Origin of the sequence: Haloarcula quadrata (assembly GCF_003634715.1) — an archaeon.
Classification (GTDB): Archaea; Halobacteriota; Halobacteria; order Halobacteriales; family Haloarculaceae; genus Haloarcula; species Haloarcula marismortui.
Window position 1 is genome coordinate 1,194,392 of sequence record NZ_RBWW01000001.1, and the last position, 23,199, is coordinate 1,217,590.

General features: G+C 62.7%; 27 protein-coding genes. 10 read left to right on the plus strand and 17 right to left on the minus strand.

Annotated features, from left to right (window positions below):
• Nucleotides 1-45: 45 nt before the first annotated feature.
• Nucleotides 46-3,294 carry a glycoside hydrolase family 97 catalytic domain-containing protein gene (locus tag BDK61_RS06125; protein ID WP_121302658.1) on the plus strand — a complete coding sequence of 1,083 codons (3,249 nt, stop codon included), beginning with the start codon at nt 46-48 and terminating at the stop codon, nt 3,292-3,294.
• A 380-nt stretch (nt 3,295-3,674) separates the two neighbouring features.
• On the opposite strand, the gene dapB is transcribed toward BDK61_RS06125, so the two are convergent.
• The 3 genes from dapB to BDK61_RS06140 form a co-directional block, all read right to left on the minus strand.
• Nucleotides 3,675-4,424, minus strand: coding sequence for a 4-hydroxy-tetrahydrodipicolinate reductase (dapB, locus tag BDK61_RS06130; RefSeq protein ID WP_121302659.1), 750 nt, complete (start codon nt 4,422-4,424; stop codon nt 3,675-3,677).
• A complete protein-coding gene (dapA, locus tag BDK61_RS06135; RefSeq protein ID WP_121302660.1) occupies nt 4,421-5,341 on the minus strand; it encodes a 4-hydroxy-tetrahydrodipicolinate synthase in 921 nt (306 codons plus the stop codon). Before dapA ends, dapB begins: the two co-directional genes overlap by 4 nt.
• Nucleotides 5,342-5,729: 388 nt before the next feature.
• On the minus strand, nt 5,730-6,017 hold the full coding sequence (locus BDK61_RS06140) for a hypothetical protein (RefSeq protein ID WP_121302662.1): 288 nt from the start codon (nt 6,015-6,017) through the stop codon (nt 5,730-5,732).
• Between the two features lie 194 nt (nt 6,018-6,211).
• On the opposite strand from BDK61_RS06140, the gene BDK61_RS06145 reads away from it, so the two are divergent.
• Nucleotides 6,212-6,709 carry a LabA-like NYN domain-containing protein gene (locus BDK61_RS06145; protein WP_004516675.1) on the plus strand — a complete coding sequence of 166 codons (498 nt, stop codon included), beginning with the start codon at nt 6,212-6,214 and terminating at the stop codon, nt 6,707-6,709.
• Between the two features lie 147 nt (nt 6,710-6,856).
• On the opposite strand, the gene BDK61_RS06150 is transcribed toward BDK61_RS06145, so the two are convergent.
• A complete protein-coding gene (locus BDK61_RS06150) occupies nt 6,857-7,039 on the minus strand; it encodes a hypothetical protein (protein WP_049919236.1) in 183 nt (60 codons plus the stop codon).
• A 589-nt stretch (nt 7,040-7,628) separates the two neighbouring features.
• Between BDK61_RS06150 and BDK61_RS06155 the strand changes: the two genes are divergently transcribed.
• On the plus strand, nt 7,629-8,096 hold the full coding sequence (locus BDK61_RS06155) for a PUA domain-containing protein (protein WP_121302664.1): 468 nt from the start codon (nt 7,629-7,631) through the stop codon (nt 8,094-8,096).
• Nucleotides 8,097-8,215: 119 nt separating this feature from the next.
• Entirely contained in the window at nt 8,216-8,701 is a 486-nt protein-coding gene (locus BDK61_RS06160) for a hypothetical protein (RefSeq protein ID WP_121302666.1), read from the plus strand.
• Here BDK61_RS06160 and BDK61_RS06165 read toward each other — a convergent pair whose 3' ends face one another.
• Nucleotides 8,702-9,652 (minus strand): AEC family transporter, encoded by a 951-nt coding sequence (locus tag BDK61_RS06165; RefSeq protein WP_121302668.1) that lies wholly within the window; start codon nt 9,650-9,652, stop codon nt 8,702-8,704.
• Nucleotides 9,653-9,798: 146 nt separating this feature from the next.
• On the opposite strand from BDK61_RS06165, the gene BDK61_RS06170 reads away from it, so the two are divergent.
• The 4 genes from BDK61_RS06170 to BDK61_RS06185 all read left to right on the plus strand — a co-directional run bounded on the left by BDK61_RS06170 (nt 9,799) and on the right by BDK61_RS06185 (nt 11,580).
• Nucleotides 9,799-10,188 (plus strand): nascent polypeptide-associated complex protein, encoded by a 390-nt coding sequence (locus BDK61_RS06170; protein ID WP_007188327.1) that lies wholly within the window; start codon nt 9,799-9,801, stop codon nt 10,186-10,188.
• A 1-nt stretch (nt 10,189) separates the two neighbouring features.
• A complete protein-coding gene (locus BDK61_RS06175) occupies nt 10,190-10,912 on the plus strand; it encodes a methyltransferase domain-containing protein (RefSeq protein ID WP_004962944.1) in 723 nt (240 codons plus the stop codon).
• 75 nt (nt 10,913-10,987) lie between these two features.
• Complete coding sequence (locus tag BDK61_RS06180; protein ID WP_004962941.1) at nt 10,988-11,197, plus strand: hypothetical protein; 210 nt, start codon at nt 10,988-10,990, stop codon at nt 11,195-11,197.
• A gap of 2 nt (nt 11,198-11,199) precedes the next feature.
• Nucleotides 11,200-11,580 carry a hypothetical protein gene (locus BDK61_RS06185; protein WP_121302670.1) on the plus strand — a complete coding sequence of 127 codons (381 nt, stop codon included), beginning with the start codon at nt 11,200-11,202 and terminating at the stop codon, nt 11,578-11,580.
• Here BDK61_RS06185 and BDK61_RS06190 read toward each other — a convergent pair.
• The 3 genes from BDK61_RS06190 to BDK61_RS06200 form a co-directional block, all read right to left on the minus strand.
• Nucleotides 11,561-12,172, minus strand: coding sequence for a hypothetical protein (locus tag BDK61_RS06190; RefSeq protein WP_121302672.1), 612 nt, complete (start codon nt 12,170-12,172; stop codon nt 11,561-11,563). The two genes, BDK61_RS06185 and BDK61_RS06190, sit on opposite strands and share 20 nt — an antisense overlap.
• A 9-nt stretch (nt 12,173-12,181) precedes the next feature.
• Nucleotides 12,182-12,508, minus strand: coding sequence for a transcription factor S (locus tag BDK61_RS06195; protein WP_011222897.1), 327 nt, complete (start codon nt 12,506-12,508; stop codon nt 12,182-12,184).
• A gap of 116 nt (nt 12,509-12,624) precedes the next feature.
• Nucleotides 12,625-13,719, minus strand: a complete 1,095-nt coding sequence (locus BDK61_RS06200) for a DUF7139 domain-containing protein (RefSeq protein WP_121302674.1) — start codon at nt 13,717-13,719, stop codon at nt 12,625-12,627.
• Between the two features lie 133 nt (nt 13,720-13,852).
• On the opposite strand from BDK61_RS06200, the gene BDK61_RS06205 reads away from it, so the two are divergent.
• Both BDK61_RS06205 and BDK61_RS06210 read left to right on the plus strand, forming a co-directional pair.
• The gene (locus tag BDK61_RS06205) at nt 13,853-14,140 is read left to right on the plus strand and encodes a DUF5789 family protein (RefSeq protein ID WP_121302676.1); all 288 of its coding nucleotides are present in this window, start codon (nt 13,853-13,855) and stop codon (nt 14,138-14,140) included.
• A 176-nt stretch (nt 14,141-14,316) separates the two neighbouring features.
• Complete coding sequence (locus BDK61_RS06210; protein WP_007188330.1) at nt 14,317-14,499, plus strand: hypothetical protein; 183 nt, start codon at nt 14,317-14,319, stop codon at nt 14,497-14,499.
• 92 nt (nt 14,500-14,591) lie between these two features.
• Here BDK61_RS06210 and BDK61_RS23280 read toward each other — a convergent pair whose 3' ends face one another.
• The 9 genes from BDK61_RS23280 to BDK61_RS06245 all read right to left on the minus strand — a co-directional run bounded on the left by BDK61_RS23280 (nt 14,592) and on the right by BDK61_RS06245 (nt 22,938).
• Complete coding sequence (locus BDK61_RS23280) at nt 14,592-14,756, minus strand: hypothetical protein (RefSeq protein ID WP_004962921.1); 165 nt, start codon at nt 14,754-14,756, stop codon at nt 14,592-14,594.
• A gap of 89 nt (nt 14,757-14,845) precedes the next feature.
• Complete coding sequence (locus tag BDK61_RS23285) at nt 14,846-15,010, minus strand: hypothetical protein (RefSeq protein WP_167467343.1); 165 nt, start codon at nt 15,008-15,010, stop codon at nt 14,846-14,848.
• A gap of 75 nt (nt 15,011-15,085) precedes the next feature.
• Nucleotides 15,086-15,856 carry a creatininase family protein gene (locus BDK61_RS06215; protein ID WP_004962915.1) on the minus strand — a complete coding sequence of 257 codons (771 nt, stop codon included), beginning with the start codon at nt 15,854-15,856 and terminating at the stop codon, nt 15,086-15,088.
• An 80-nt stretch (nt 15,857-15,936) separates the two neighbouring features.
• On the minus strand, nt 15,937-17,634 hold the full coding sequence (locus BDK61_RS06220; RefSeq protein ID WP_121302678.1) for a glycoside hydrolase family 13 protein: 1,698 nt from the start codon (nt 17,632-17,634) through the stop codon (nt 15,937-15,939).
• 98 nt (nt 17,635-17,732) lie between these two features.
• Nucleotides 17,733-18,815 carry a M24 family metallopeptidase gene (locus BDK61_RS06225; RefSeq protein ID WP_121302680.1) on the minus strand — a complete coding sequence of 361 codons (1,083 nt, stop codon included), beginning with the start codon at nt 18,813-18,815 and terminating at the stop codon, nt 17,733-17,735.
• 130 nt (nt 18,816-18,945) lie between these two features.
• On the minus strand, nt 18,946-19,905 hold the full coding sequence (locus BDK61_RS06230; RefSeq protein WP_121302682.1) for a nucleoside hydrolase: 960 nt from the start codon (nt 19,903-19,905) through the stop codon (nt 18,946-18,948).
• 118 nt (nt 19,906-20,023) lie between these two features.
• Nucleotides 20,024-21,037, minus strand: coding sequence for an ornithine cyclodeaminase family protein (locus BDK61_RS06235; RefSeq protein ID WP_121302684.1), 1,014 nt, complete (start codon nt 21,035-21,037; stop codon nt 20,024-20,026).
• Between the two features lie 78 nt (nt 21,038-21,115).
• Entirely contained in the window at nt 21,116-21,388 is a 273-nt protein-coding gene (locus tag BDK61_RS06240) for a DUF7513 family protein (RefSeq protein WP_004962897.1), read from the minus strand.
• Nucleotides 21,385-22,938, minus strand: a complete 1,554-nt coding sequence (locus tag BDK61_RS06245; protein ID WP_004962895.1) for a Na+/H+ antiporter NhaC family protein — start codon at nt 22,936-22,938, stop codon at nt 21,385-21,387. The genes BDK61_RS06240 and BDK61_RS06245 overlap by 4 nt, the downstream gene beginning before the upstream one ends.
• Nucleotides 22,939-23,199 lie beyond the last annotated feature (261 nt).

Sequence of the window (23,199 nt, forward strand, 5' to 3'; positions counted from 1 at the left end):
ACCCAGAAAAAAGTTTATTATGATTATTGTAAATTTACAACCCGGATGACTGACGGCGATTGGCACGACCGTTCGGTGAATCGACGAGACTTCCTCAGTGGCATCTCAGGGCTGGTAGCGGCAGCAGCCTACTCCATGGAGGTTCCCGAAGGAATCGCTGCGCAGGTGACCTCCGGCGACAACTCCGACGTTCAGAGCGTGGCGTCTCCGGATGGCGCAATCGAGGTGACCGTCGACGTGTCCACGGGCGTCCCACAGTACGACGTGGCGTTCGGCGGGACGACGTACATCGACCCGTCTCCCATCGGGTTCGAGTTCGCGAACCAGGCGGCGTTTGGCACGGCCGTCAGCGGGTCCGGACCGGACATCACCGTCACGGGCAGCGAGAGCGGCACCAAGACGGAGACGTGGGAGCCCGAATGGGGTGACTTCGAAACGGTATCAGAGGACTACAATTTCCTCCGGCTGGGGTTGGAGGAAACGGCGAGTCCCGGCCGCTCGGCGAACATCGAGGTGCGGGTGTTCAACGACGGGCTTGGCTTCCGGGTCGCATTCGACAGCGACTTCGGCGATTTCACCATTAGCTCCGAGACGACGGAGTTCAACTTCAGCGGCGACTACACGGCCTGGTGGATTGAGAACGAGTACGTGAATCCGCGCTTCGAACAGGAGTACACCGAGAGTTCGCTGAGTGCCATCCCGGCCGGTGACAAGGTCATCGAGACGGACGACGGCACCAGTCCCAACAACAACGTCAAGCGGGCCGGCGCACACACGCCGGTGACGATGCAGGCCGGCGACGGCACGTATCTCAGCGTGCACGAGTCGAACCTCGAGGACTACGCGACGATGGCGCTTGCCGCACAGTCCGACAGCGGGAGCAAAGAGATGGCCGTCGACCTGGCCCCGCTGCCGGACGGCAACAAGGTGTCGGCGTCGGCCCCACACGTCACGCCGTGGCGAACCGTCCAACTCGGGACCTCGCCGAGCGACCTCGTCGAATCACAGCTGGTTCCGCTGCTCGCTGACCCACTGGACGGGAGCGTGTTCCCGACGAACTCCGACGGCACTGTCGACACAAGTTGGCTGGAGAACGGCCGCAAGTACACAGGCATCTGGTGGACGATGATTGCCGGAAGCGCCAACTGGGAGTACAAGAGCGACAGCGAAATCGAGAACAACGGCAACAACCCCGCAGAGTACATCCACGGGGCCCGGACCGAGCGGATGAAACGCTACATGGCCTTCTCCAGTGAACACGGCATAGACAGCGTGCTCGCGGAGGGCTGGAATAAGGGGTGGAGCAGCTACGGGGCCAACAAAGACGGGACCGACCTAGAGATGGGCGTGACCGAGTCCTACCCGGACTTCGACGTGCCCGAGGTCACCAGCTACGGGGCCAGCCTCTCGAACCCCGTCGAGATGACGATGCACGACGAGACGTCGGGGAACCTCGTCAACTACGAGGACGAAATCCAGAACGACGGCATCTTCAGTGGCTACGAGAACGAGGGGATTCGCTCAATCAAGAACGGGTACGTCAACGACCCCGGGCTGTACGGTGATTCGAGCGACTCAACGACGGTGAGCCACAACCAGCACTGCCAGCGCTCTGTCAACCACCACCGACTCGTTATCCAGGAAGCCGCTTCGAACCGGCAGATGCTGGAGATTCACGAGGGTATCAAACCGACCGGGGAAATCAGGACGTACCCCAACGTCGCCGCTCGCGAGGTCGTCAAGGCCCAAGAGTACGACGGGTTCGGCTCGCTGGGGTCGAACGTCGGCCGCGACCACCACGTTCTCCTGCCGTTCACGCGGATGCTCGCCGGGCCGACGAGCTACCAGCCCGGCATCTTCGACATCACGTTCAACGACAGCGAGGGCGACCAGATTCAGACCACGCGCGCCAAACAGCTCGCGATGTACCCGAACTATCTGGGCGGTATCCAGATGGCTGCCGACCGGATGGAAGCTTACGTCGACGAGTCCTTCGAGGTCGGGGAGTTCGTCCAGGCACCCTCGGGCACCCTCAACGGCATGATTACGGCCGACAGATGGCGCAACGCCTTCGGCGCGCACTACGTCCCGGTCGACCCGAACCGGGAGCCCGACGGCGCGACGGTCCGGTTCACGGTAAAAAACATCCCCAGCGCCGGGACCTACGACCTCCATCTGCGCTACGCGGCCGATCAGGAAGACAACTCGACAGCGGTTCAGGACAACGGCAGTCCCGAGGCAACGCTCGTCGTTAACGGCACAGAACAGACGCTCGCGCCGTCGTTCACGAGCTACTGGGACACCTGGGATATCCACACAGTGTCTGTTGACCTCGACGCGGGCACGAACCGTATCGGCATCAAGCTCGGGTCGAACGATGTCGGCGGTTTCAACCTCAACACCGTTGGGGTCACCGACCAGGGCGCTGGCGCACCGTTCCCGGCCGCCTACAGCAACTTCAGCGACAGCGTCGCAGCGGCCGAAAACTACGACACCGAGCCGGAGTTCGACTACATCGAGAACGTCCCCGTGAGCTGGGACGAAACGGTCGCCGTCGACGGCCAGATTGGCGATTACATCGTGACGGCGAAACGGAGCGGCGACGAGTGGTACCTCGGGGCGATGACCGACGGCACCGCCCGCGACCTGACTGTCTCACTCGATTTCCTGTCGAGTCAGTCCGACGGCTGGACGGTCACCGAGTACGCCGACGCCGCCGAGGCCGACGTGGACAACAACCCGACCGCAGTCGTTATCAGCGACTACAACGTCTCGGCTGGCGACAGCGTCAGCATCTCCATGGGCGCGGGCGGCGGGACCGCTATGCGCATCCTCCCGTCCGACGGCAGCGACGGAAACGACATCGTCTCCGGTGAGGCGTATGTCCTCCGGAACCGCAACAGCGGCAAGGCGCTAGATGTCGAGTTCGCTTCGACCAGTGACGGCGCGAACGTCCATCAGTACGAGTACAGCGGTGGCGACAATCAGCAGTGGGTCGTCACCGACCTCGGAAACGGCTACTACAAACTGGAAGCGGTCCACAGCGGCAAGGCGCTGGATGTCGATGCCGCCTCGACCAGCGACGGCGCGAACGTCCAGCAGTACGCCTATGCCGGCGGTGAGAACCAGCAGTGGGCTATCGAGGAGAACGCCGACGGAAGCTACCGACTGTTGGCCCGCCACAGCGGCAAAGCGCTGGATGTTGAAGCCGCCTCGACCAGCGACGGCGCAAACGTCCAACAGTACAGCTACGTCGGCGGCGACAACCAGAAGTGGACCTTCGAGCAACTGTAGGCCACGCAGCGTCGCCCTACCGGCAATAATCTTCGCTGCTTGCAGTTTCGTTTCGGTGCGATAGCCCGGAAGACGTGCGGCGAAACCGGGTCGCGGGTGAATTCGTCCGCTTCAGCCAGTATCCTGCCTCTCAGGTCTGTCAGCGGCGTGTTGCCTCAGTCTGACCCGTGCCCCGGAATGTAACCACACTCGGGGCACATGCTGATTTGGGGTGCCGCGGCTTCGAAGGAGGCCGCACAGTGGGGGCAATCGGACGCGGGGAGTTGGACAGATTGCTTTGTTGCCATACAAATTCGTTGCGTAGAGAGACGTATAAGGCTGATTCTAATATTGGCCGAAGTATACAAGGACGTATAATCAGGTATGTATTTCTCGCGGTTCTACGCGTCGACCACGTCGCCGAACTCGTACCATCCGCTGTCGCGGCCGACGAGCCACGCCGCCGCATCGAGTGCGCCGGCGGCGAACACGCCGCGGTCCTCGGCTCGGTGGGAGAGCGAGAGGACTTCGTCATTGCCGGCCAGTACGAGTTCATGCTCCCCGCGAACGTCGCCGGCCCGGCGAGCGAACACGCCGATTTCGTCGTCTTCACGCGGGGCGTGCCCTTCGCGGCCGTACACTGGTTCCACGTCGCGCTCTTCCTGAATTACGTCGAGGATGCTGCTGGCCGTTCCCGACGGGGCGTCGACTTTGCGGTTGTGGTGAGTCTCCATGAGTTCGAGGTCGTAGTCGTCGAGCGTGCCGACGGCCTCGCTGATGAGACGCTGGAGGACCTGAATCCCCTGTGAGAAATTCGTGGCTTTCAGCAGCGGAATCTCCTCGCTGGCGTCTTGCAGGCGGGCCAGCCCGTCCTCGTCGAAGCCGGTGGTTCCGACAACCATCGGGACGCCCGCCTCGACGCAGGCCTCGGCGACGGTCAGCGCACCATTAGGGACGGCGAAATCGACCACAACGTCCACGTCGTACTCCCGGAGCGCAGCGGCGGCCTCGGCCGGGTGGACGACCGGGACGTCGTCAACCGTATCCGTGTCGCTGGTCGCGAAGCCGACCACGACCTCGCTGTCGGTGGCGGCCTCGATGACGGCCCCGCCCATCTGGCCGGTGACGCCGTTGACCGCCACTCGCGTCATCGCTCGGCCTCCGCGTACTCGTCTTCGAGGTCTTCGGTTTCGAGCGTGGCGAGCACGTCACGCAGGTGGTCGAGGTGTTCGTCGGACAGGCGGGTCAGTGGCGAGCGGAGGTGTGCTGGGCCGTAGTCCCGGATTCGCATCGCCTCCTTGACCGGAATGGGGTTGGTCTCGACGAACATCGCGCGGAACAGCGGCCCGAGTTCGTGATGAATCGCTTGCGCTCGCTCGAAGTCGCCAGACAGCGCCGCCCCGACCATGGCGCAGGTGCGCTCCGGTTCGATGTTGGCCGAGACAGAGATACAACCAGTTCCACCGACTGACAGCATCGGTAGCGTCATCCCGTCGTCACCGGACAGCACCGCGAAGTCCTCGTCTCGTGTGCGCTCGATGATCTCGGAAATCTGGTTCATGTCGCCGCTCGCGGCCTTGTATGCGCGGATGTTCGGGTGCGACGCGAGTTCGGCCGCCGTGTCCGGCTCGATGTTCTGGCCCGTCCGCGAGGGGACGTTGTAGACGATCTGTGGCAGGTCGACAGCGTCGGCTAGGGTCGTGTAGTGGTCGATAAACCCCTGCTGTTCGGGCTTGTTGTAGTACGGCGAGATGAGCAACAGGGCATCAGCGCCGGCCTCGGCGGAGCGCCGCGATAGCTCCAGTGCTTCCTTGGTGTTGTTCGACCCTGAGCCGGCGATGACTGGCACGTCGTCGACGGCGTCGATGACCGCCTCGACAACCTCGATGTGTTCGTCGTGGGAGAGCGTCGCCGATTCGCCGGTCGAGCCGACAGGCACGAGTCCGTCCACGCCGGCGGATTCGAGCCGCTGGGCGTCGTCTCTGAGTGTTTCGAAGTCAATACTGCCGTCTTGATGGAATGGCGTGCACATCGCTGGGAACACGCCGTGGAAGTCAATCGCTGTCATTGCTGTGTGTCTGGTGTCGCTGTGGGTTCGGTTGTCCAGTCGGAAACGGTGCGGTAGCCGGCCGATACCGCCGGCTGTTGTGTGTCAAACGACCTGACCCGAGACGGAGTCGCCACGTCCGCCACGAGTCGCTAAAACGTCGGCTTGCGCTTTGCGCGGACGACGCCCTCACCGGGGAGCCATGAAGCGGTTCCGGACTGACGGCGTCGTCGCATGGTCGAGTAACTGCGTGTGACCGACTTAGCTTTTGTGTTCTTGCGGTCGCCGTTCACAGTGTGTTCGAAGCGCTATCGAATCGGGGACGGCGCGACTGCACCTGTAAAGCTGAGTACTGCCTGAAACAACCGGTCAGTAGACGTGCATATTGGTCAAACCCATTTCCTCGCGCTCAGCCCCAGATTGATTCTGGAACCGAGATGAGGAGAATAACGAAGACAACGAGCGTCCCGAGGCCGAGCATTCGCAGGACTCCCGCTGAACGTCGTCGATTCGGGGGCAGGAATTCCGCGAACCCAGAGAACGCAAACGCGATACCCAAAAAGAGCATGTTGTGAGGGCCGTCGAGTACAATACCGAAATACACCCACCCAAGGATGCAGATGAACGAGAAGAGTGAGAAACGGAGCCCCTTCTGCCGTCCGTCTGGCTCACGAAATAACATTCGCTGAATTGTCATTACACATACTGACAGACGGCTGATTTAATAAATCGTCCGGCTGCACTGCCCGGATGTCCGGTTGCTGTATTGATATATTCTCTGCACGGATAGAACTGCTGAACCGACAACAACTGGTTAGTTGGGGCATAATTACCCCGCTGTTTCACGTTTGTATCCCGAAAGCATATTCGGGCCGATAGCCAATACCTGATATGACAGTTTCCCAGCCGGGACAGCGCGTGGCCGTACTGGCCGACGCGCAAAACCTCTATCACACTGCCCGGAGTCTTTACTCGCGGAACATCGACTACGAGGCACTACTGGAAGAGGCCGTTGACGGCCGCGAACTGACCCGTGCTATCGCCTACGTCATCCGAGCGGACTCGCCCGAAGAAGAGTCGTTTTTCGAAGCGCTCGTCGACATTGGCTTCGAGACACGCATCAAGGACATCAAGACGTTTCAGGACGGGTCGAAGAAAGCCGACTGGGATGTCGGGATGAGCCTCGACGCCGTCTCGCTGGCGAATCACGTCGATACAGTAGTGCTCTGTACCGGCGACGGGGATTTCGCTCGCGTGTGTCGATATCTCCGCCACGAGGGCTGTCGCGTCGAAGCGATGGGATTCGAGGAGTCGTCCTCCGAAGACCTCAAAGCGGCCGTTGATGGATTTATCGACATGAGCGACGACTCCGACCGGTTCCTGCTGTAGCCGAATCAGTGTCTGGGCGGTCGCTCCGCCGCTCTGTCCACTGCTGTTCACCCACGTAACCGACATTCTCCCGCGGTTTTCTGCGGTTCGACGGGCCTACAGCTACGGTGTTTGGGTTGCTGTCGAAGGAAAAGGTTCTCTCGGCGGTTAGACCGGGCGACCGTCTTCTGACGTTCCAACGAGGAGCGCTCCGGCGGCCAGCCCCAGCGCAGCCAGCGCTCCGGCAGCGGCCGGGATGCCGATGTCGATTGCCCCTGTACCAAGGATGAGCACGCTGCTGATCGCCAGCAGCAGAGCGCCCAGCATTACTTTTCGCGTGTCTGTAGCCATATCACCAATCCCTAAGAAGTCATCCGGTATAAATTTCCCCAAAACCGATGGAGGAAAGTATGGGACAGGACAGCAATACCCATATTTCTCCTGCGAAACGCCACCGCTCCAGCTCGGCAGCACGGTATTTCGGGCCCACCTGCACAACTGAAGCAGTACATACATCCCCTCGTAGTGCCCCCGACCAGTTGGGTCATAGCGACAGCATGTTGCCACGTGTTGAGGCGTGTCGGTACACCCTCGCGGCTGCTCGTCACGGACCAGGCGCGAGATAGAGACCCACTGCAGTTCCAGGCATCGTCGTCGGACCTCCGACACGGATTGGATACAGAGGCACACGCCCCGCACACTCGGGCCGGGGCGAGTGACGGAGCGAACCACTGGCATTCCGGTTCGAGTCTGTCACCCAGAGGGCCGGACCGCTGATTCGGAACGGACCGGGGGGAGTGGCACTCAACATCGCCACACAATTTCTGTCGGCCGTGGTTCGGGCAGCCACGGTCTGGCACACATTTCGTTTCGGATTCCACTGGATAGTGGCACGGACGGAACCGAAAGGCGGTTTATCACCCGGCATCGAACACGGGCAATGAGTGACGATGAGTTCCGCGGGCTCCGGCGTGCAGCCGACTACCAGTTCGGCGGTGGCGGCGGGACGGCGCTGTTCGCAGGTCCCGATACCCTCGACGTAACACACACCAGCTCCGGCCGTCCGCGGCAGGTCCATGCCACGGATGGCCGGATCGCTACGTACGGCGACGACGGGCGCTTTCGGCTCGGACTCGCCGGCGGGAACCAGCTCCTTGATGCATTCGACGGGCCGCGACACCGCGTGGTCGTTGGCGACGAGAGCGAGCCGTTCATCCGCGAGGGCCGCAACGCCTTCGCGAAGTTTGTGCAGTCCGCCGACAGCGCCCTCCGTCCGGGCGACGAAGCCCTCGTCGTCCACGAAGACGGCTATCTGCTCGCCGTCGGCCGCGCGGAACTGCCCGGCAGCGGCATGGACGACTTCGAGACGGGGATGGCCGTGAAAGTCCGGCAGGGTGCAGAGGACTGAGACGGAGTGGCGTCGTGACCGCCCGGTACGTGCCGACCCCGGGGTTGGGACTCTCCGGCCCTGCTCGACACCATCCCGTATGACAAAAAGCATTTCCTGCTCCCGTCGGGACGAGCGATATGCGCCGCCGCACCCTCCTCGCCGCGCTCGCGCTCTCCACAGTCGCCGGCTGTGTTGCGCCCGGTGACGACACGGCGACGAACGGCTCGACGACACCGACAGCCACAGCGACGCCAGCGGAACAGTCGACAGCACCCGTGACCGAAACACCGCAGGACACGCCGACACCGACAGTAACGCCCGCCCCCGACGACCCGATCCTGTTTATCATCGACAACGACACGGACAGTGAACAGACTGTCACACTCACCATCACACGGGACGAAGCGACGGTGCTCGATGAGACGGAGACGCTGGTTGCCGGCGAGTCCGTCGAGTATGACCCGACCATCGGTGCGACCGGAACATACACGATTACCGTCGCGGTCGCTGGCGGTCCCAGCCGGACTATCGAACGGAATATCGGTCGGTTCGCGGTCAGCAGCGGCTCGAATCACTTTGTCGATATTACCGCTGACGAGATCAGAATATACTGGGAAGAGTAGTCACAGCACCAGTCCCGACTGCAGTAGCCACACTAGCAGCGTGACCGTTACGGCACTTGCGATGGTCGTCAGGAACACCGTTGCACTGACGAGTTCGCTCGGCGACTGGTCCCCTGTCCCATGGCTGAACGCGCCAACGAGGATGATGGTCGTCACGCCGGTCGGCGTCGCCAGCAGTAGCACGACGACCCGCGCGACCGTCTGGTTCTGGAACCCGACTGCGAGCACTGCGGCGAACGCGAACACTGGCGCGAGCAGGAGTTTCAATGCGCTGGCGATACCGACGGACTGGAAGTCGCTGTTCCCGTCGACGTTCGAGAGTTGAATCCCGAGGATGAGCAACATCACTGGAATCGACGCGTTGCCAAGCAGTTCCAGCGTCTGCATCACTGTCGACTCCGTCGGCGGTACTGCGCCGACCCACCGGAGTGCCAGCGCCACGACGACGGCGTAGATGAGCGGCACACCGAACACGCGACGCATATCCGCCAGCGGGCTGCCGCCGCTGCCCCGCGCGGCGATGTAGATGCCGACGGTGTAGAGCAACACGCCCTGCAGTGCGGTCACGAGGACGGCCGTGCTCCGCCCCGTCGCACCGAAGGCGAAATCCGCCAGTGGAATGCCGTAGTTCCCGGTGTTGGGAAAGATAGACACGAGGACAAACGCGCCCAGCAAGGGTTCCGAGTGGCCCGTGAGGCGACCGACACCCTCTGCGATGAGGACCATTGCGGCGGTGAACAACACGACGGCGAGGACGACGCTCAGAATCGTGTCACCGGCCAGCGAGGACGTGGTCAGGCTGTGGACGACGAGCGCCGGTGCGAGGACGTACACCGTGATGGTGTTGAGCGCGTCGGGGTCGGTGCCTTGCAGTCGGCCGAGCGCGAAGCCCGCCGCAGCGACGGCGACGACCGGGAGGATCGCCGTGGCGAAGATCGACAGCAGTGACACGGCGGAGATGCACGGGCGAGCCTTAGAATCGTTACGAAGCCGTGGGTGTGTGCCGGTTTCGTCCGGTCGACGGGCCTGTCCCGCGACAAACGTCGGTCCGAGTCCGGGTCGCTACGCTTTTCTGCCCTGCCCCGCCAGTCCTACGTATGTTTGGCGGAGGCGGCGGGATGAACCCGCGCAAGATGAAGCAGATGATGGAACAGATGGGCATCGACATGGAGGACATCGATGCGCAGGAAGTAATTATCCGCACACCTGACGAGGAACTCGTCTTCGACGACGCGGAGGTCCAGCTCATGGAAGCCCAGGGCCAGAAAACGTATCAGGTCGTCGGCGAGCCTGAGAGCCGCGAACTCGGCTCCGGCGAAGGCTCGGCCGCGGCCGACGACGCCGACGAGAGCGGCAGCGACGCCGGCGTTGACGAGGACGACGTCGAACTCGTCGCGATGCGGGCCGGCGTTGACGAAGACACCGCGCGAGAGGCGCTCGAAGCCAACGACGGCGACCTCGCGGACGCGGTCGACGAACTGGAGTAACGTGGCGTACCTCTTCGTCCACGAAGACCGCGAGTACCTGCTGGACCCCGGCGAGCGGTTCGAATCCGACCTCGGCATTCTGGAAGTGCCCGAAGACGTGGAACCGGGCGATGTCGTCGAGACGCATCTGGGGACCGGCTTTACCGTCCGTCGACTCCGCGGCCCGGACCTGTTTACCCACCTCGAACGCACCGGCGCGCCGATGATGCCCCGCGACGTGGGGCTGGTCGTCGGCAAGACCGGGGTAGCCGCTGCGGACCGTGTCCTCGATGCCGGGACCGGGACCGGCATCCTCAGCGCGTACATGGGCCGTATCGGCGCTGACGTGGTTACTTACGAGCAGGACCCAGAGTTCGCCGAGGTAGCGCGCCAGAACATGGAGATCGCCGGCGTCGCTGATACCGTCGAGGTCCGGACCGGTGACATTACGGACGACCTCGACGACCTCTCGGGCTTTGACGTGCTGACACTCGACACCGAAGACGCACCGACCGTGGTTGAGCGAACGCCTACGCTGCTGGACCGCGGCGGGTCGCTGGCGGTGTACTCCCCGTTCGTGGAGAACACGCGCGAAGTCGTCGCAACGGCCACCGAGGTCGGCCTCGACGGCGTCGAAACGCTTGACACCATCCAGCGGGAGATGGACTTCGACGACCGCGGCTCCCGCCCATCGACCGGTGGCGTCGGTCACACCGGATACCTGACATTCGCGCGGCGGCCCTGACGGCCTCCGTCGGTCTGCTCACCCCCTGTTGTTGGGGTCGACTTTAAACATGTAGAAGTGCGTATGGTATACTGCATGAGCGAATCAGAGACGCCGATGGAGACGACAACCTGGCCAGACCTCGCAATCGGGCTCTACGACCGCCTGACTGGCCGCAATGCCGAAATAACGTACGACTTCGACGACATGGAAGTCGATGTCCCGAGCAAGGCCGGCGAGGACGCCGAGCACGCTCGCTGGCGGGTCGACGGCACGCTGACTATCACGACACGCGACAACGACTGACAGTGGTCACCACGACGAAGGCGGTCGGTGATCTGTTCGACCTGATCGAGCGAAAGCCGGACCTCCTCGTCGACGCCGACCTGACCGTCGAGCGGGACGGGGTCGCGTTCACCGTCCGCGGATACGACGACCTCGTCGCCGTCGACTTCCCGTCGTTCGGGGCGGCGCTCGATCTCTGGCGGGATCGACTGGTCGGAGGACGGGACGCCGCCGCGGCGCTGGCCGCTGCTGGACTGACGGCTGAAATCCGCGTTCGCGGAGCGCCCGTTGCCCGCCTCGGCGCGGACGCCGTTCCGAGTTCGCTTGCAAACCGACTCGGTCTCGGGCCGATTCAGTTGTTCCTCGACGGCGCGCTCCTGGCGATTACGCCACGGCGCGAATGAGGGAAAGCAGTTCGGCCCGGTAGTCCGACGGCGTCCGCCGGAGCGGTTCAGGCGGACTTTCCACACTCAAAAGGGTCGCCAGCGACCGGTCGGGATACGCCCCAGCGGCGATACGGAACCCGTCGCCGTGCCAGACGCCAACCCAGCCGGTAATCGACAGCGTCGCGTCGATCGCTTCGAGATCGAGTTCGGCGCTGTAGGTCCGGAGCCGCGCTCGGTCGCCGCTGTCCACGCGGACTCGTTCTCTCCGCCCGCGCTCGATGGACTCGAACCCCCTGTCGGCCAGTTCATCGGCGAAGGCTGACTGGGCCTCTGAGCGGACTGTCGGGAGAATCATCGCCGGCCCGATGCCCGGCGCAAGCGGCGGGGTAAACGATAGTGCGGTCGCGAAAAAGAACCGCCACTGGTGGTCAAGCCCGATTGCGTCCCGGACGGCCTCACGCGTCTCGGCAGCATCGTACACCTTCGTCGCCCCCTCGACGCGGGCTGTCGGTAATTGAAAGACTGTTTCGACGCTCTCGTCGACGAGCTCCCAGCCGCCATCGCGTAACTGGTCAGCGGGTACGTCCGGGTACGCGGGGTCAGTGGGCACGGGCTGGCCTCAGTGGTCGTCCTCTCGCCACTTGTGTTCGCACTCGGTGCAGGTGAAAAACCGAGTCTCGGACTCGTCGGCCGCGCGGATCTGCTTCATCTCGTAGAAGGCCCGCTCGTTGCCACATTCGGGACAGCGAGCGCCCGTCGTCGGCCCCATGTCTTCGGCATCGACCTCGGAGGTGTCGACGACTTCCGACTCCTCCTGGCCCTGCGTGGTGACGGCCATCTCCTGTTCGGCCTCGGCGTTTCGAGCCTTTTCGTAGCCGCAGCTACCACAGACCCAGCGCTCGTCGTCCGTTTTCATCATCGAACCGCATTCGTCGCAAAACTCCATTGTAGTACCACCGTTTGCTTGCCGACCGTGTTAAACACCCGGTTTCGCCCGGGCCGTTCTCTCTCCGTGTTGCCGTGTAGTGTGGAACGAACAATAAAATCGGCGTGTCAACCGTCTCAGTCGTTTCGAACCCACGCCGAGCAGGCTTCCATGTCGTCCATGACTTCGCCGTGGAACGAACAGTACGGCTCGATGTCGCCGTCCTGCATCACATACTCGAAATGCCGGCAGTTCCCGCAGTATGTGTCTGGTTCGCCCTGATGGACCGCCGTCTCGGTAATCGCATCGCGTCCCGTCGTCGCCGTACCGCCGTCAGCCGACGGCGTTGCTTCCGGGCCTGCCTCAGCTATTCTCGGGTCGAGTGTGTTCTCGGAGGGGCCGGTCTGGTCTGCTCCACTTGAGGCGGTGGTTTGCTGACCGGTGCTCGAACGAGTGTTCGCCTGACGGCCCGACTGTCGCTCCGTCGCTGTACCGCTGCCCGACTGTCGATTGGACCGCGTGCTGCGGTCAGACTGCGTGTCCCCCGTCGGTTGCCGACGGCGGCTGTTGGCCCTGCGTGTATCGTTCGAGCGCTGTCCGGTCCCGCCGTCGCTGACAGCGCCCTCGGTACCCGTCCCCGGCCGATTCGTCTGCGTCTCGACTGTGCCGTCCGGGTCCTGTCCGAAAAATCCGATGCCGCCCAGCCCCGGGAGCGTTCGGGCTTCTTCGACGAGGCGAATCGTTCCTTCCTCGGTCACCTCCATGCGTGCCGTCCCACCGGGGTCGTTTCGCGTCTTGAACGTCGCAAGCGACGCGAACAGGCACCAGAACGTCGTTACGATACCAGCGAAGTAGACGACGCCGGTAAGCAGTGCCAGCAGCGGGTCGCTGCTGGTCCAGCTGTAGGGGTACAGCGACTGGAACAGGCCGACGCCGCCCGCCGCGACACCTGTTCCGCCGAGCGCAGTCAACCGGATTCGACGACTGGCCGGCAATACCGCGAACACGCCGAGAATAACCGACGGCAGCCCGAGCCCGGCGATGATGCCGGCGACTCGCCTGGCTGCGTAAGCGTCCAGCCCGTATCTGTTTCCGACGGCGGTTGTTGCGAGTGCGATTGCCCCGACGAGTCCGGCAACACCAACGAGAAACAGAGCCGTCCCGACGAGTTGCTGGCGACGCGAGGCGACGCGTCCAACCTCCCCTTCGTACACGTCGGTGAGACTAGTCATGCAGTACACTACTGCTACATCCGATAAAACTACCCGTCAGACAGATGCATGACGCGGGCACGCGCGTACGCAGTCCGACAGATACGCGAGCCGTTCCGAAAGCACTAATCGGACCCACGGGCACTGTTCGGGTATGAGCGACGACGAAAGCGAGGACGCGGAGGAGCCGGCTGTCGAACTCGGCGACGGACCCGACGTTACCGGTGCGCCACTCGCCCGCGTCTCGGCCCGGCTCACCTGGGGCATCGAACACAGCACTATCGTCGACCGCGAGGGTGACACGACGGTTCGGACGCCCGACGGCCCGCAGGAACTGGCAACGGTGCTTGAGGACGTCGACGTGCCGTATTTCTCCGACCGCCAGGAGTTCGAGAGTGCAGTCCGAGATGTCCTCGGGACCGGTCCTGTTCCGACGGAGTAATCTGGGTAGCGGACTTTTGTCTGGCCGGACATGGCCACATCATCTGGTCTAGCAGTGGTCCGTCTGACGACATGGGCCGTGTGGCACTGCTTTCTACGCGGCATTCCGCCATCGTATTTGAACCACAGGGTTTGATACCGTCTGTTGTGGAGACAGCGTGTGTTCCGTAGGGGGGGATGTCTTGGAAAGAGCAAACGGCATTCGCTATCTGGGGACTCGGGGTTATCATCGTTCTCCGAACCCTGTATGATGTCTTCGGCGTGGAGGGGCGCGAATTAGCTATCGTTGCTGTTGTCCTGTTCTTTGGCTCGTTCTACGGTGTGTTCATGCCAGTCTGGCGACGGCTCTCTGCGGAGTGAAGCACAAGAAGAGCGTCTGTGCGGTCACAGCGGGTCAGCGGTCCGACGCAGTACGGTTCGCTACCGTAGCGCCACAACACAACAGCGTACAGTTACCGCATATTTTCGAGCGCACACACTGTGTCGGAGATAATCCACTCCGTCTCACAGTCGGCGTGCTCGATACTGAGCGCGTTGAAGGTCTCTCGTCCGTCATCGACCGTTATTTCGAACGCTCGGCTACGAAGCGACTCCGGATGGGGACTCGGTGGGGACACACATCACCCTCATAGGGTGGGACCGATAAACGAGTCGATTCGCGGCGAGAGGGCCGTAACGCGCCGATTGGCCGCCGTCTGGCGATTGGTCAGGATTCGGCTCGGTCGCTCACTTCGGCTCTGCCGCGGCGCTTCCCGAACAGGTACGCGGCGACAATGAGTGCGAGGGGAACGACGAGAAACAGTCCCATCATGACGAGGAGAATGCCCAGTTCGATAGCGCCGGGCATACCGGGAAACAGGAGGAGGGCCATACCCATCGTACATCCGCCCGTCGCAAAAAGCCACCTGCCAAGTGAGCGGGTGGACTCGCTCCCACGGCGTCAGGCTTAGACGTGTGGCTCCGGCAGGAGGTCGTCGAACGCCTGCGCGTCCAGCCACTCACAGAGCCTGACAAGCTGTTCAGTCGCGGCCTCGAACATCTCCGCGCCCTTCTCGGCCGTCGCGTCCGTCTGGTCGCCCAGAACGCCGTTGTCGGTGTTATCGGCGGCGTCGTAGAAGGTCCGTGAGCCGTATTTGTTTGTCTCTGCCGCCTCGACGCTCGGAATCCCGCCGTCCCGTGCGTCTTCGAGGCGGTCGTCGTGAACCAGTTCGGAGCGCAGGTGTTGAATCATGGCTGTCTCTTTCGGCCCGCCGTGTGGTCCGTTCTGCTCGAACAGGTCGTCCACGAGGTCCGGGATGCTCTCGTCCCACATCCACTCGATAGCGTACAGCACTTCATCGTCCCGGAGCCGGCGGCCGACCTCCCGGAGGTGCTCGATATTCCCACCGTGGGCGTTCACGTAGATGACCCGGTCGATGCCGTGGTACGCCAGATTCCGAGTGAACGATTCGACGTAGTCACGAAACACCGGCGCGTCGACCCACATCGTCCCGTTGAACTGCCTGTGATGGGGACTCACGCCGACGTTGATCGTCGGGGTGCAGAGGTAGCCAGTCCTGTCGGCGGCTTCCCGGGCGAAGGCTTCCCCGATGAGGTGGTCGGTCGCCAGCGGGAGGTGCGGCCCGTGTTGTTCGGTCGATCCGAGCGGGACGAGCGCGAGCGACTCCGTCTCGAAATAGTCGTCGAGGTCCGGCCAGGTCTCGTCAGCGAGATACATATCACGTGCTGGAACGGGCGAGTCTTCAATCTGTGCCTCGTGACGACCGTTACGCTGGGAGTAGGCGAGGGAGGACGTGCTCAGTCGAATAGCTCGTAGACGCGAGCCTCGTACGGCGCGAGCGTCACCGTTCCCGGGTCCGTGTCGTCACAGTCGTAGTTGCCCTCGAGCAGCGTCGCATCGGCGTACTCAACCGGGAGGTCGAGGGTCTCCGTTGCGTCGTCGAAATGCAAGACGACGAGGATTCGCTCGGTTCCCGAGTCCGCCGACAACGACCGTGTGAAGGCGAAGACAGTTTCGTGGTCGGGGAGCAGGTCGGTGTAGTCCCCGTACACCAGCACGTCCCTGTCGGCGCGCAACTGGATGAGCCGCTGGTAGTAGCTGTAGACGGAATCCACATCGGCTTGCTGGTCGGCAGCGTTGATCTCTCTGTAGTTCGGATTGACCTGAATCCAGGGGTCGCCGTCGGTGAACCCGGCGTTTTTCGAGTCGTCCCATTGCATTGGCGTTCGAGCGTTGTCGCGGGTCCGGTAGCCGACGATATCTTTCACGTCATCGTACTCCTCGACCCCGTCTCGGTCGAGTAACTCTCGCGCGTGGTTGATCGCGTCCACGTCGCGGAGGTCGTCCATCGTCTCCCAGTCGGCGTTCGTCATCCCGAGTTCCTGCCCCTGATAGATGTATGGCGTGCCACGGAGCGTGAGGATGAACGTTCCGAGTAGCTTTGCGGATTCCCGGCGATAGTTCTCGGGGTCGCCGTAGCGGGAAACGCTCCGCGGCTGGTCGTGGTTCTCCCAGTACAGCGTGTTCCAGCCGTCCGCCGCCAGCCCGTCCTGCCAGCGGCCGATGATACGCTTCAGTTCCGGCAGGCTCCAGTCACCGACAGACCACCGCTCGCCGTCAGCGTAATCGAGTTTCGTGTGCTGGAAGTGAAACGCCATGTCCAGCGGGCCGTCTGTGTCGGCGTACTCGAGAGCCGATTCGACGGTGAGCTGTGGCATCTCCCCGACGGTCATCACGTCATAGTTCGATAGCACTTCCTCGTCTAACGCCGTCAGGTACGACAGCATCTCCGGGCCGTCGATGAAATGCTCAGCGCCGACCCACTCGCTGTCCGGGTCGCCGTCGGGCAGCCCCTCGACTTTCGACAGAAGGTTGATGACATCCATCCGGAAGCCGTCGATGCCCTTCTCCAGCCACCACTCGATGGTGTCGAAGATGTCCGTCCGGACCGAATCGTTGCGCCAGTTCAGGTCCGGCTGTGAGGTGTCGTACAGGTGGAGGAAGTACTCGCTGCGCTCCTCGTCGTACTCCCACGCGGAGCCCCCGAAGAAGGACTCCCAGTTGTTCGGCGGCACGGGGTCGCCGTCTTCATCTGTCCCGCCCTCGCGCCAGATGTAATAGTCCTCATACTCCGGGTCGCGCTGGCGGGATTTCCGAAACCACTCGTGCTGGTCCGACGTGTGATTGACGACGAGGTCCATGACGAGCCGCATATCCCGGTTGTGGACCTCTTCAACCAGCGCTTCCCAGTCGGCCATCGTCCCGAACTCGTCGTAGATGGTCTGATAATCGCTGATGTCGTAGCCGTTGTCCTTCTGGGGAGAGTCATACACCGGGTTGAGCCAGATGACATCGACGCCGAGGTCGGCGACGTAATCCAGGCGCTCGATGATGCCCTGCAAGTCGCCGACGCCATCGCCGTCGCTGTCGTTGAAGCTCCGGGGATAGATCTGGTAGACGACTGCTTCCTTCCACCAGGCGCGCGCTGCGGTCATACACAGGGGTAGCCTGACACGTCGCTTAAATCCACGGGTTCATACAACACCCGTTGTAAACTGCTTACCCTTGCCGGGCAATGGGGGACCCAGTACCGCTACAACTCTAGCACCGTGTGTCGCGGCAGTTCGAGGTCGTAGCCGACCGCCGAAACCGTCTCAGTCGGCCAGTCGCCGGTCCCGGACAGCAGTTCGATGTCGTCGTCGGAGACGAGATACGTGTCTTCGCTCTTTGTCCCGTCGATGGTCGGGTTCCAGGCGTACCCATGTGGCAACGCGACCTCGCCCTCATGTCCAGGCGTGGCGATCCACTCACGGCCGGCGAAGCCCGTTGCGCCGCCCTGATGATGGTTCTGCCACTCACCCTCCCAGCCGACCGCGGCGTAGGCGTCCTGAATCGCGTCGAACACGTCGCCCGCTGTGCCGCCACCCTGACCGACCACCTGTGTCGCGGCCAGCGCAGTGGTCTCGACGCGGGCGGCCTTGTGGGTTCGCTCCATGAGCCACTCCGGCGGGTCGAACGCGACTGCCCGGGTGGTGCTGACGTGGAGCCCGTCTCGCTGGACGGTCACCGATATGAGCGCGTAGTCGCCGAGTTCAGTGTCAGTCGAGGTGTAATGGCGGTATGATTGCGCCCGCTCGGCGCTGCCAACGAGCACGACGGGCGTGGCGATGCCCCGGCCTTCGAGCTTCTGTCGAAGCACCGCGGTCACATCGAGTTCGGTATGCGAGGGTTCGACTTTCCGCGCGACAGCCTCGACTGCTTCAGCCGTGTCTCGCGCGAGGTCACGGCACTGCTTCATCTGGGTCTCGGTCAGCGGCTGTCGGAGTTGTGTGGCGTCGACTGACTCGAAGCCGGGGACATCGAAATCAGCCGCCGCCGGGGCCGGACTCGCATCAGCAACAGCCTCGGCCAGTGACTCCGCGTGCCAGTCGAACGTCGCAACGGTCACATCGCCGTCGAGTTCCTCGTCACGGAGCCGCGGCGCTTCGATGTTATTGGCGACGACCCGTACGCCGTCGCCGTCGTAGCCCGCGGCGGCGACGCCGATGTCACCCTCCCGGTCGACGACATTGTCGCCTCCCCCTGTGAGCCATGCGAAGGAGTTCGGTCGGGCGAACCAGACGGCTTCGAGTCCCGCTGTCCGGAGATACTGGTCGAGTCGGTCTGTGAGCGTCATACCCTGACATCCCGCCGGCCCCAGTAAAAACCAGGGACAGCACGCGACAACAGGACTGGCGCCACAGGTCTCCCACAGCGGCAATTACGACACACATCTTGCTCCTATCGTGTTCGACGCCGCTCCTGACTCACTCGGCGATGCCGCTGTCAGGGTCCCGGGACTGGAGCAGCGAGTACATGACGGACTGGAAGGCATCGCTGTCGACGGACTCCACGACGTGCGTGTTCGGCTCCCCGTCGGTCACGCCGTTGACGTCGACGCTGGTGTACCCGCGGGTGAGCCCGTCGCGGTCGTCCACCGCGACGTGGTACGTCGACACCGCCTCGCGGAGTTCCGGATACGCCAGCAGCGCGGCGGTGACGCTGTCCGGGAGTGCCGTCCATCCGGGGTCATCGGGGCCCTCGCTGTTGAACGCCCGGGCCTGCTCGGTTACCGATTCGAAGAACGACGCCAGTTCAGTGTCGAACGCCGACACCGCCTCGAACTCGGAGGAGCCAAACACTGCGTCTCGAAGACACACGCCCCAGTCGACGAGCGTCACCTCGAAGGCGTTGAACACGCGTTTGGCAGCGTCGGGGTCGACCCACAGATTGAATTCCGCGGCAGGAGTGACGTTCCCCTCACAGTTGACGTTCCCGCCCATCACCCACACCTCATCGACAAGCTCCGGAAGTTCAGGCTCGCGGGCGTACGCCAGCGCCAGATTGGTCAGCGGGCCGATGCAGAGCAGCGTGATTTCACCCGGGGCCGCCCGACAGCGGTCGACAATCTCGTCGGGGCCAAACCCTGCCGCCGATTCGATATCTGTCTCCGGAAATCGGTCCCCGCCGAGGCCGTCCTCGCCGTGAATGTACGTCGCGTGTTCGAACTCCTTGAGAAGCGGCTGTCTCGCCCCTTCGTAGACGGGCACGTCGAGGGAATCGGCGAGTTCGAGCGTGTGCTTCGCGTTCTCGACCTCTCTGTCGAAGGGCACGTTGCCGGCGACGACCGTGATAGCTTCGACGGTAACTCGGTCACTGAGACAGGAAAGGAGAATCGCCTGTGTGTCGTCGCCCGCGGTGTCCGTGTCGATGATGACGCGTCGCATACCTCCTCGTCGTATGGCACATATAAATCGTTCCGGGCCACAACTGCGTGCCACATCTACATATGCCCGACTCGATAGCGATGAGTGAACGACGAAGCGACGATGTCGGTCGCCGGAGTTACACCATTTCGAGGCGGTGGCCGCTGTCGTCACCCAGCGATTCGTACACGATGCGTGCGGCAGCGATGTCCTGAATCGCGAGGCCGGTCGAGTCGAAGACGGTGTTCCCGGACAGGTCCTCACGACCCGGCGCGCTCCCGACGACGATTTCGCCGAGTTCGGCGTCGATATCCGATTCGTCGATATCGCCCGTGCTCCAGGGGACGTTTATCTCGCCGGAGTGGGTCGTCTGCTCGAAGTCGTCGATGACGAGCGTCGCCTCGCGGATGACCTCCGTGTGGAGTTCCTGCTTCCCCTCGGCGTCGGCACCCATGGCGTTGACGTGGGTGTGCTCCCCGAGGTCCTCAAGCGTGACGATGGGGTCTTCGACCGGCGTGACCGTCGACAGGACGTCACACTGGGCGGCCTCCGAAATCGTGCCTGCTCGGACGTCGAACTCGTCGCCGAAGGTGTCGATGAACCGCTGGACACGGTCGTCGTCGAGGTCGCTGACGATGACGGACTCTATCGGTCGCACCTGGGAAATGGCCTCCAGTTGCGTGTAGGACTGGACGCCAGCGCCGATGATGCCGAGCGAGGTCGCGTCCTCGACGGCGAGGTGGTCCGTCGCCACGGCGGCGGCCGCACCGGTTCGCTTCATGGTCAGTGTCGTCGCGTCCATCACCGCAAGCGGGAAGCCGCTCTCGGGGTCCGTGTACACGAGCGTCCCCATCACGGTCGGCAGGTCGAACTCGTCGGGGTTGTCCGGGTGCACGTTCACCCACTTGATGCCCGACGCTTCCCAGTCGTCCGTTTCGAGGTAGGCCGGCATCGACCGGAAGTCACCGTTGTGCTGTGGCAGGTCGATGTAGGACTTCGGCGGCATCTGCGCCGTGTCGTTTTCGTATGCGGCGAACGCGGCCTCGATGGCCGGAACGAGGTCCGCCATCTGGACGGTCGCTTCGATGTCCGTGCTGGGGACGATAGTCGTCTGGTTGTCCTGTCGTGCTGTGGAATATAGTGAATTGCTCATAGTGTTGTGAATGTATTATATCGGTTTATTTGACCGCGCGATACTGATTCAGTGGCTGCTCGGCTCTCTGTGGCACTCCTAGAACGACCCTTGAGACAGCGTCTTTCTGTGAGTGACACGGCCGCGGTGCTCGCCGTCGTCGAACGATTCGACCTTCGCGAGCACACGACAGCCAACGATATCTGCCTCGCCGTTTTCGAAGTGAAGGCGAGTCTCGCCGACCTGTGCGACCAACTCGCCGGATTCCTCGTCGAGTTCGGTGACGTACACTTCTATCTCTTCGCCCGCCTCGAACGTCGGCGTGGTCGACCTGAAGGACATCCCGGTGAGGAACTTGCTGAACATACTCATAGACGGGTCACATCCTTGGATTTGCGGTCAGTGGTGTACTCGAGCCCGAAGCCGGTCAGCGCGGAAACGAGGAATACGCCGAACAGGAACCAGCCGTGGAAGACGTACGGCCACACCTGCACGGGGTTGACAATCATCGCACTGGTGAACCACTCGTACTGTCCCGGGAGACCCTGTAGCGTCGCGAAGCCGATGAGGACGCCACCGCCCCACGGGAAGATGTATCCGAGTGCCGAGGTGTTCGCGTCGAGGATGTTCGCCCGGCGGTAGCTGTTGATATTGTACCGCTGGCCGATGCGGGCGATGTACGGCGCAATCGCGATTTCTGCCGCCGTGTTGATCGTGATCATCGAGTTGACGAGGGCGGTGCCGACCACCATCGTCGTCTCGGCCTTTCGGACGCCCGTTGCGACGTTTTCAAGCAGCCATTCCTGTATCGCTTCGAAGCCACCGCCGCGGATCATAATCTCTGACCCGGCGACGATGAGCAACACGAGCACGATTAGCGGGAAGAAGCCGGCTGCACCGTTGTAAATAGAGCCGGTGACGCCGGCGTTCTCTGCCGCAACGACTTCCGCGATTGGTAGTCCGCCGGCCCAGCTCGCGGCTGCTGACGTTTCGGGAACCTTGAACAGCAACACGTCACTCAGCGGTGCGAGACCGAAGACGACGTTGAAGACAACCGCAACGATGAGTCCCCACGAGATCGCTTCGACAATGTGTCGGCCCATGACTGCCGTCACGATGACGACGAGCATGGAAATGAGATGCAGCAGTCCGGCTGGTTCGCTATTCTGAACGAACAGGTCCTGTGCTTGCTGGGAGATGTTCAGCCCGCTCATCGCGTTTCCGGCGAAGACGTACGCCGCAAGCGCCAGTACCGCCGCAACAACGGCGTATTTGAACCGCGAGGCGACGACGCCGCCAATATCAGCGTCTTGGGTCACCGCGCTCACGATCGTCGTATCGCTGACTGGCGCGAGGTTGTCCCCGAAGACGGCCCCGGAGAGAATTGCCCCGAACAGCAACACCGGGTTCGCACCGAGCAGGATACCAGCCGGGAAGAACAGCGCCGAGAAGGCGACTGCTGCGCCGTAGCCGGTTCCGATACCGGTCGTGAACAACGCTGCGAGGATGAACGTGGCGGCCGGGAACAGCGCGCCCCCGACGTCGGCCGCGTTCGCTGCCCAGACGAGCCCGCCGACGAAGCCGCCTGCCTGGAGCGTGTTCGAGAACATCCCTGCCCAGAGCCACGCGACGACCGCCGTCGCGGCGACTCGCTTCGTCATCCCATCGAAGATGGTGTTCGCGTAGTTCTTCCAGTCCCCTTTGGCGAAGAACATCCCGACGATGAGCGCCACGAGCATTCCCGCGACGAGTCCAGTCGTATCCCCGATACCGAACAGGCCACTCTGGACAATCGCCCACAGAATAAACAACCCTATGGGAATGACACTCATCCACCGTCCGCCGTAGAACTCGATTGCTTCGACATCCGGGCCGGAGATCTCTTCGATCTCTGTCCCATCGCCACTATCCGTGTCTGACATACATTCTGTGCCTCGTCAGATACACACGCAAAAGTTCATGATAATAGCTAACTCACCGGTAACAAATCATCGGAGCCGCCTCTGGTAAAGTCTCATCTCGTCACGAGCGCTGTAAATATATAAAAGTCCACTTCTACTGGATTTTGGGAGACGTATCGACCCTGTATATAGCCCAAATTGAAGGGACGGATACTAATTTCATGCACATTTCTGCAAAATATAACCTATGGTAATCAGACACTCAATAGACATCATATTCTG

Bases quoted from the DNA above. Each gene is read 5' to 3' on its own strand.
- BDK61_RS06125 (WP_121302658.1), top strand. From the start codon at position 46: ATGACTGACGGCGATTGGCACGACCGTTCGGTGAATCGACGAGACTTC.
- dapB (WP_121302659.1), bottom strand. From the start codon at position 4,424: ATGACGCGAGTGGCGGTCAACGGCGTCACCGGCCAGATGGGCGGGGCC.
- dapA (WP_121302660.1), bottom strand. From the start codon at position 5,341: ATGACAGCGATTGACTTCCACGGCGTGTTCCCAGCGATGTGCACGCCA.
- BDK61_RS06140 (WP_121302662.1), bottom strand. From the start codon at position 6,017: ATGACAATTCAGCGAATGTTATTTCGTGAGCCAGACGGACGGCAGAAG.
- BDK61_RS06145 (WP_004516675.1), top strand. From the start codon at position 6,212: ATGACAGTTTCCCAGCCGGGACAGCGCGTGGCCGTACTGGCCGACGCG.
- BDK61_RS06150 (WP_049919236.1), bottom strand. From the start codon at position 7,039: ATGGCTACAGACACGCGAAAAGTAATGCTGGGCGCTCTGCTGCTGGCG.
- BDK61_RS06155 (WP_121302664.1), top strand. From the start codon at position 7,629: ATGAGTGACGATGAGTTCCGCGGGCTCCGGCGTGCAGCCGACTACCAG.
- BDK61_RS06160 (WP_121302666.1), top strand. From the start codon at position 8,216: ATGCGCCGCCGCACCCTCCTCGCCGCGCTCGCGCTCTCCACAGTCGCC.
- BDK61_RS06170 (WP_007188327.1), top strand. From the start codon at position 9,799: ATGTTTGGCGGAGGCGGCGGGATGAACCCGCGCAAGATGAAGCAGATG.
- BDK61_RS06180 (WP_004962941.1), top strand. From the start codon at position 10,988: ATGAGCGAATCAGAGACGCCGATGGAGACGACAACCTGGCCAGACCTC.
- BDK61_RS06195 (WP_011222897.1), bottom strand. From the start codon at position 12,508: ATGGAGTTTTGCGACGAATGCGGTTCGATGATGAAAACGGACGACGAG.
- BDK61_RS06200 (WP_121302674.1), bottom strand. From the start codon at position 13,719: ATGACTAGTCTCACCGACGTGTACGAAGGGGAGGTTGGACGCGTCGCC.
- BDK61_RS06205 (WP_121302676.1), top strand. From the start codon at position 13,853: ATGAGCGACGACGAAAGCGAGGACGCGGAGGAGCCGGCTGTCGAACTC.
- BDK61_RS06210 (WP_007188330.1), top strand. From the start codon at position 14,317: ATGTCTTGGAAAGAGCAAACGGCATTCGCTATCTGGGGACTCGGGGTT.
- BDK61_RS23285 (WP_167467343.1), bottom strand. From the start codon at position 15,010: ATGGCCCTCCTCCTGTTTCCCGGTATGCCCGGCGCTATCGAACTGGGC.
- BDK61_RS06215 (WP_004962915.1), bottom strand. From the start codon at position 15,856: ATGTATCTCGCTGACGAGACCTGGCCGGACCTCGACGACTATTTCGAG.
- BDK61_RS06220 (WP_121302678.1), bottom strand. From the start codon at position 17,634: ATGACCGCAGCGCGCGCCTGGTGGAAGGAAGCAGTCGTCTACCAGATC.
- BDK61_RS06225 (WP_121302680.1), bottom strand. From the start codon at position 18,815: ATGACGCTCACAGACCGACTCGACCAGTATCTCCGGACAGCGGGACTC.
- BDK61_RS06230 (WP_121302682.1), bottom strand. From the start codon at position 19,905: ATGCGACGCGTCATCATCGACACGGACACCGCGGGCGACGACACACAG.
- BDK61_RS06235 (WP_121302684.1), bottom strand. From the start codon at position 21,037: ATGAGCAATTCACTATATTCCACAGCACGACAGGACAACCAGACGACT.
- BDK61_RS06240 (WP_004962897.1), bottom strand. From the start codon at position 21,388: ATGAGTATGTTCAGCAAGTTCCTCACCGGGATGTCCTTCAGGTCGACC.
- BDK61_RS06245 (WP_004962895.1), bottom strand. From the start codon at position 22,938: ATGTCAGACACGGATAGTGGCGATGGGACAGAGATCGAAGAGATCTCC.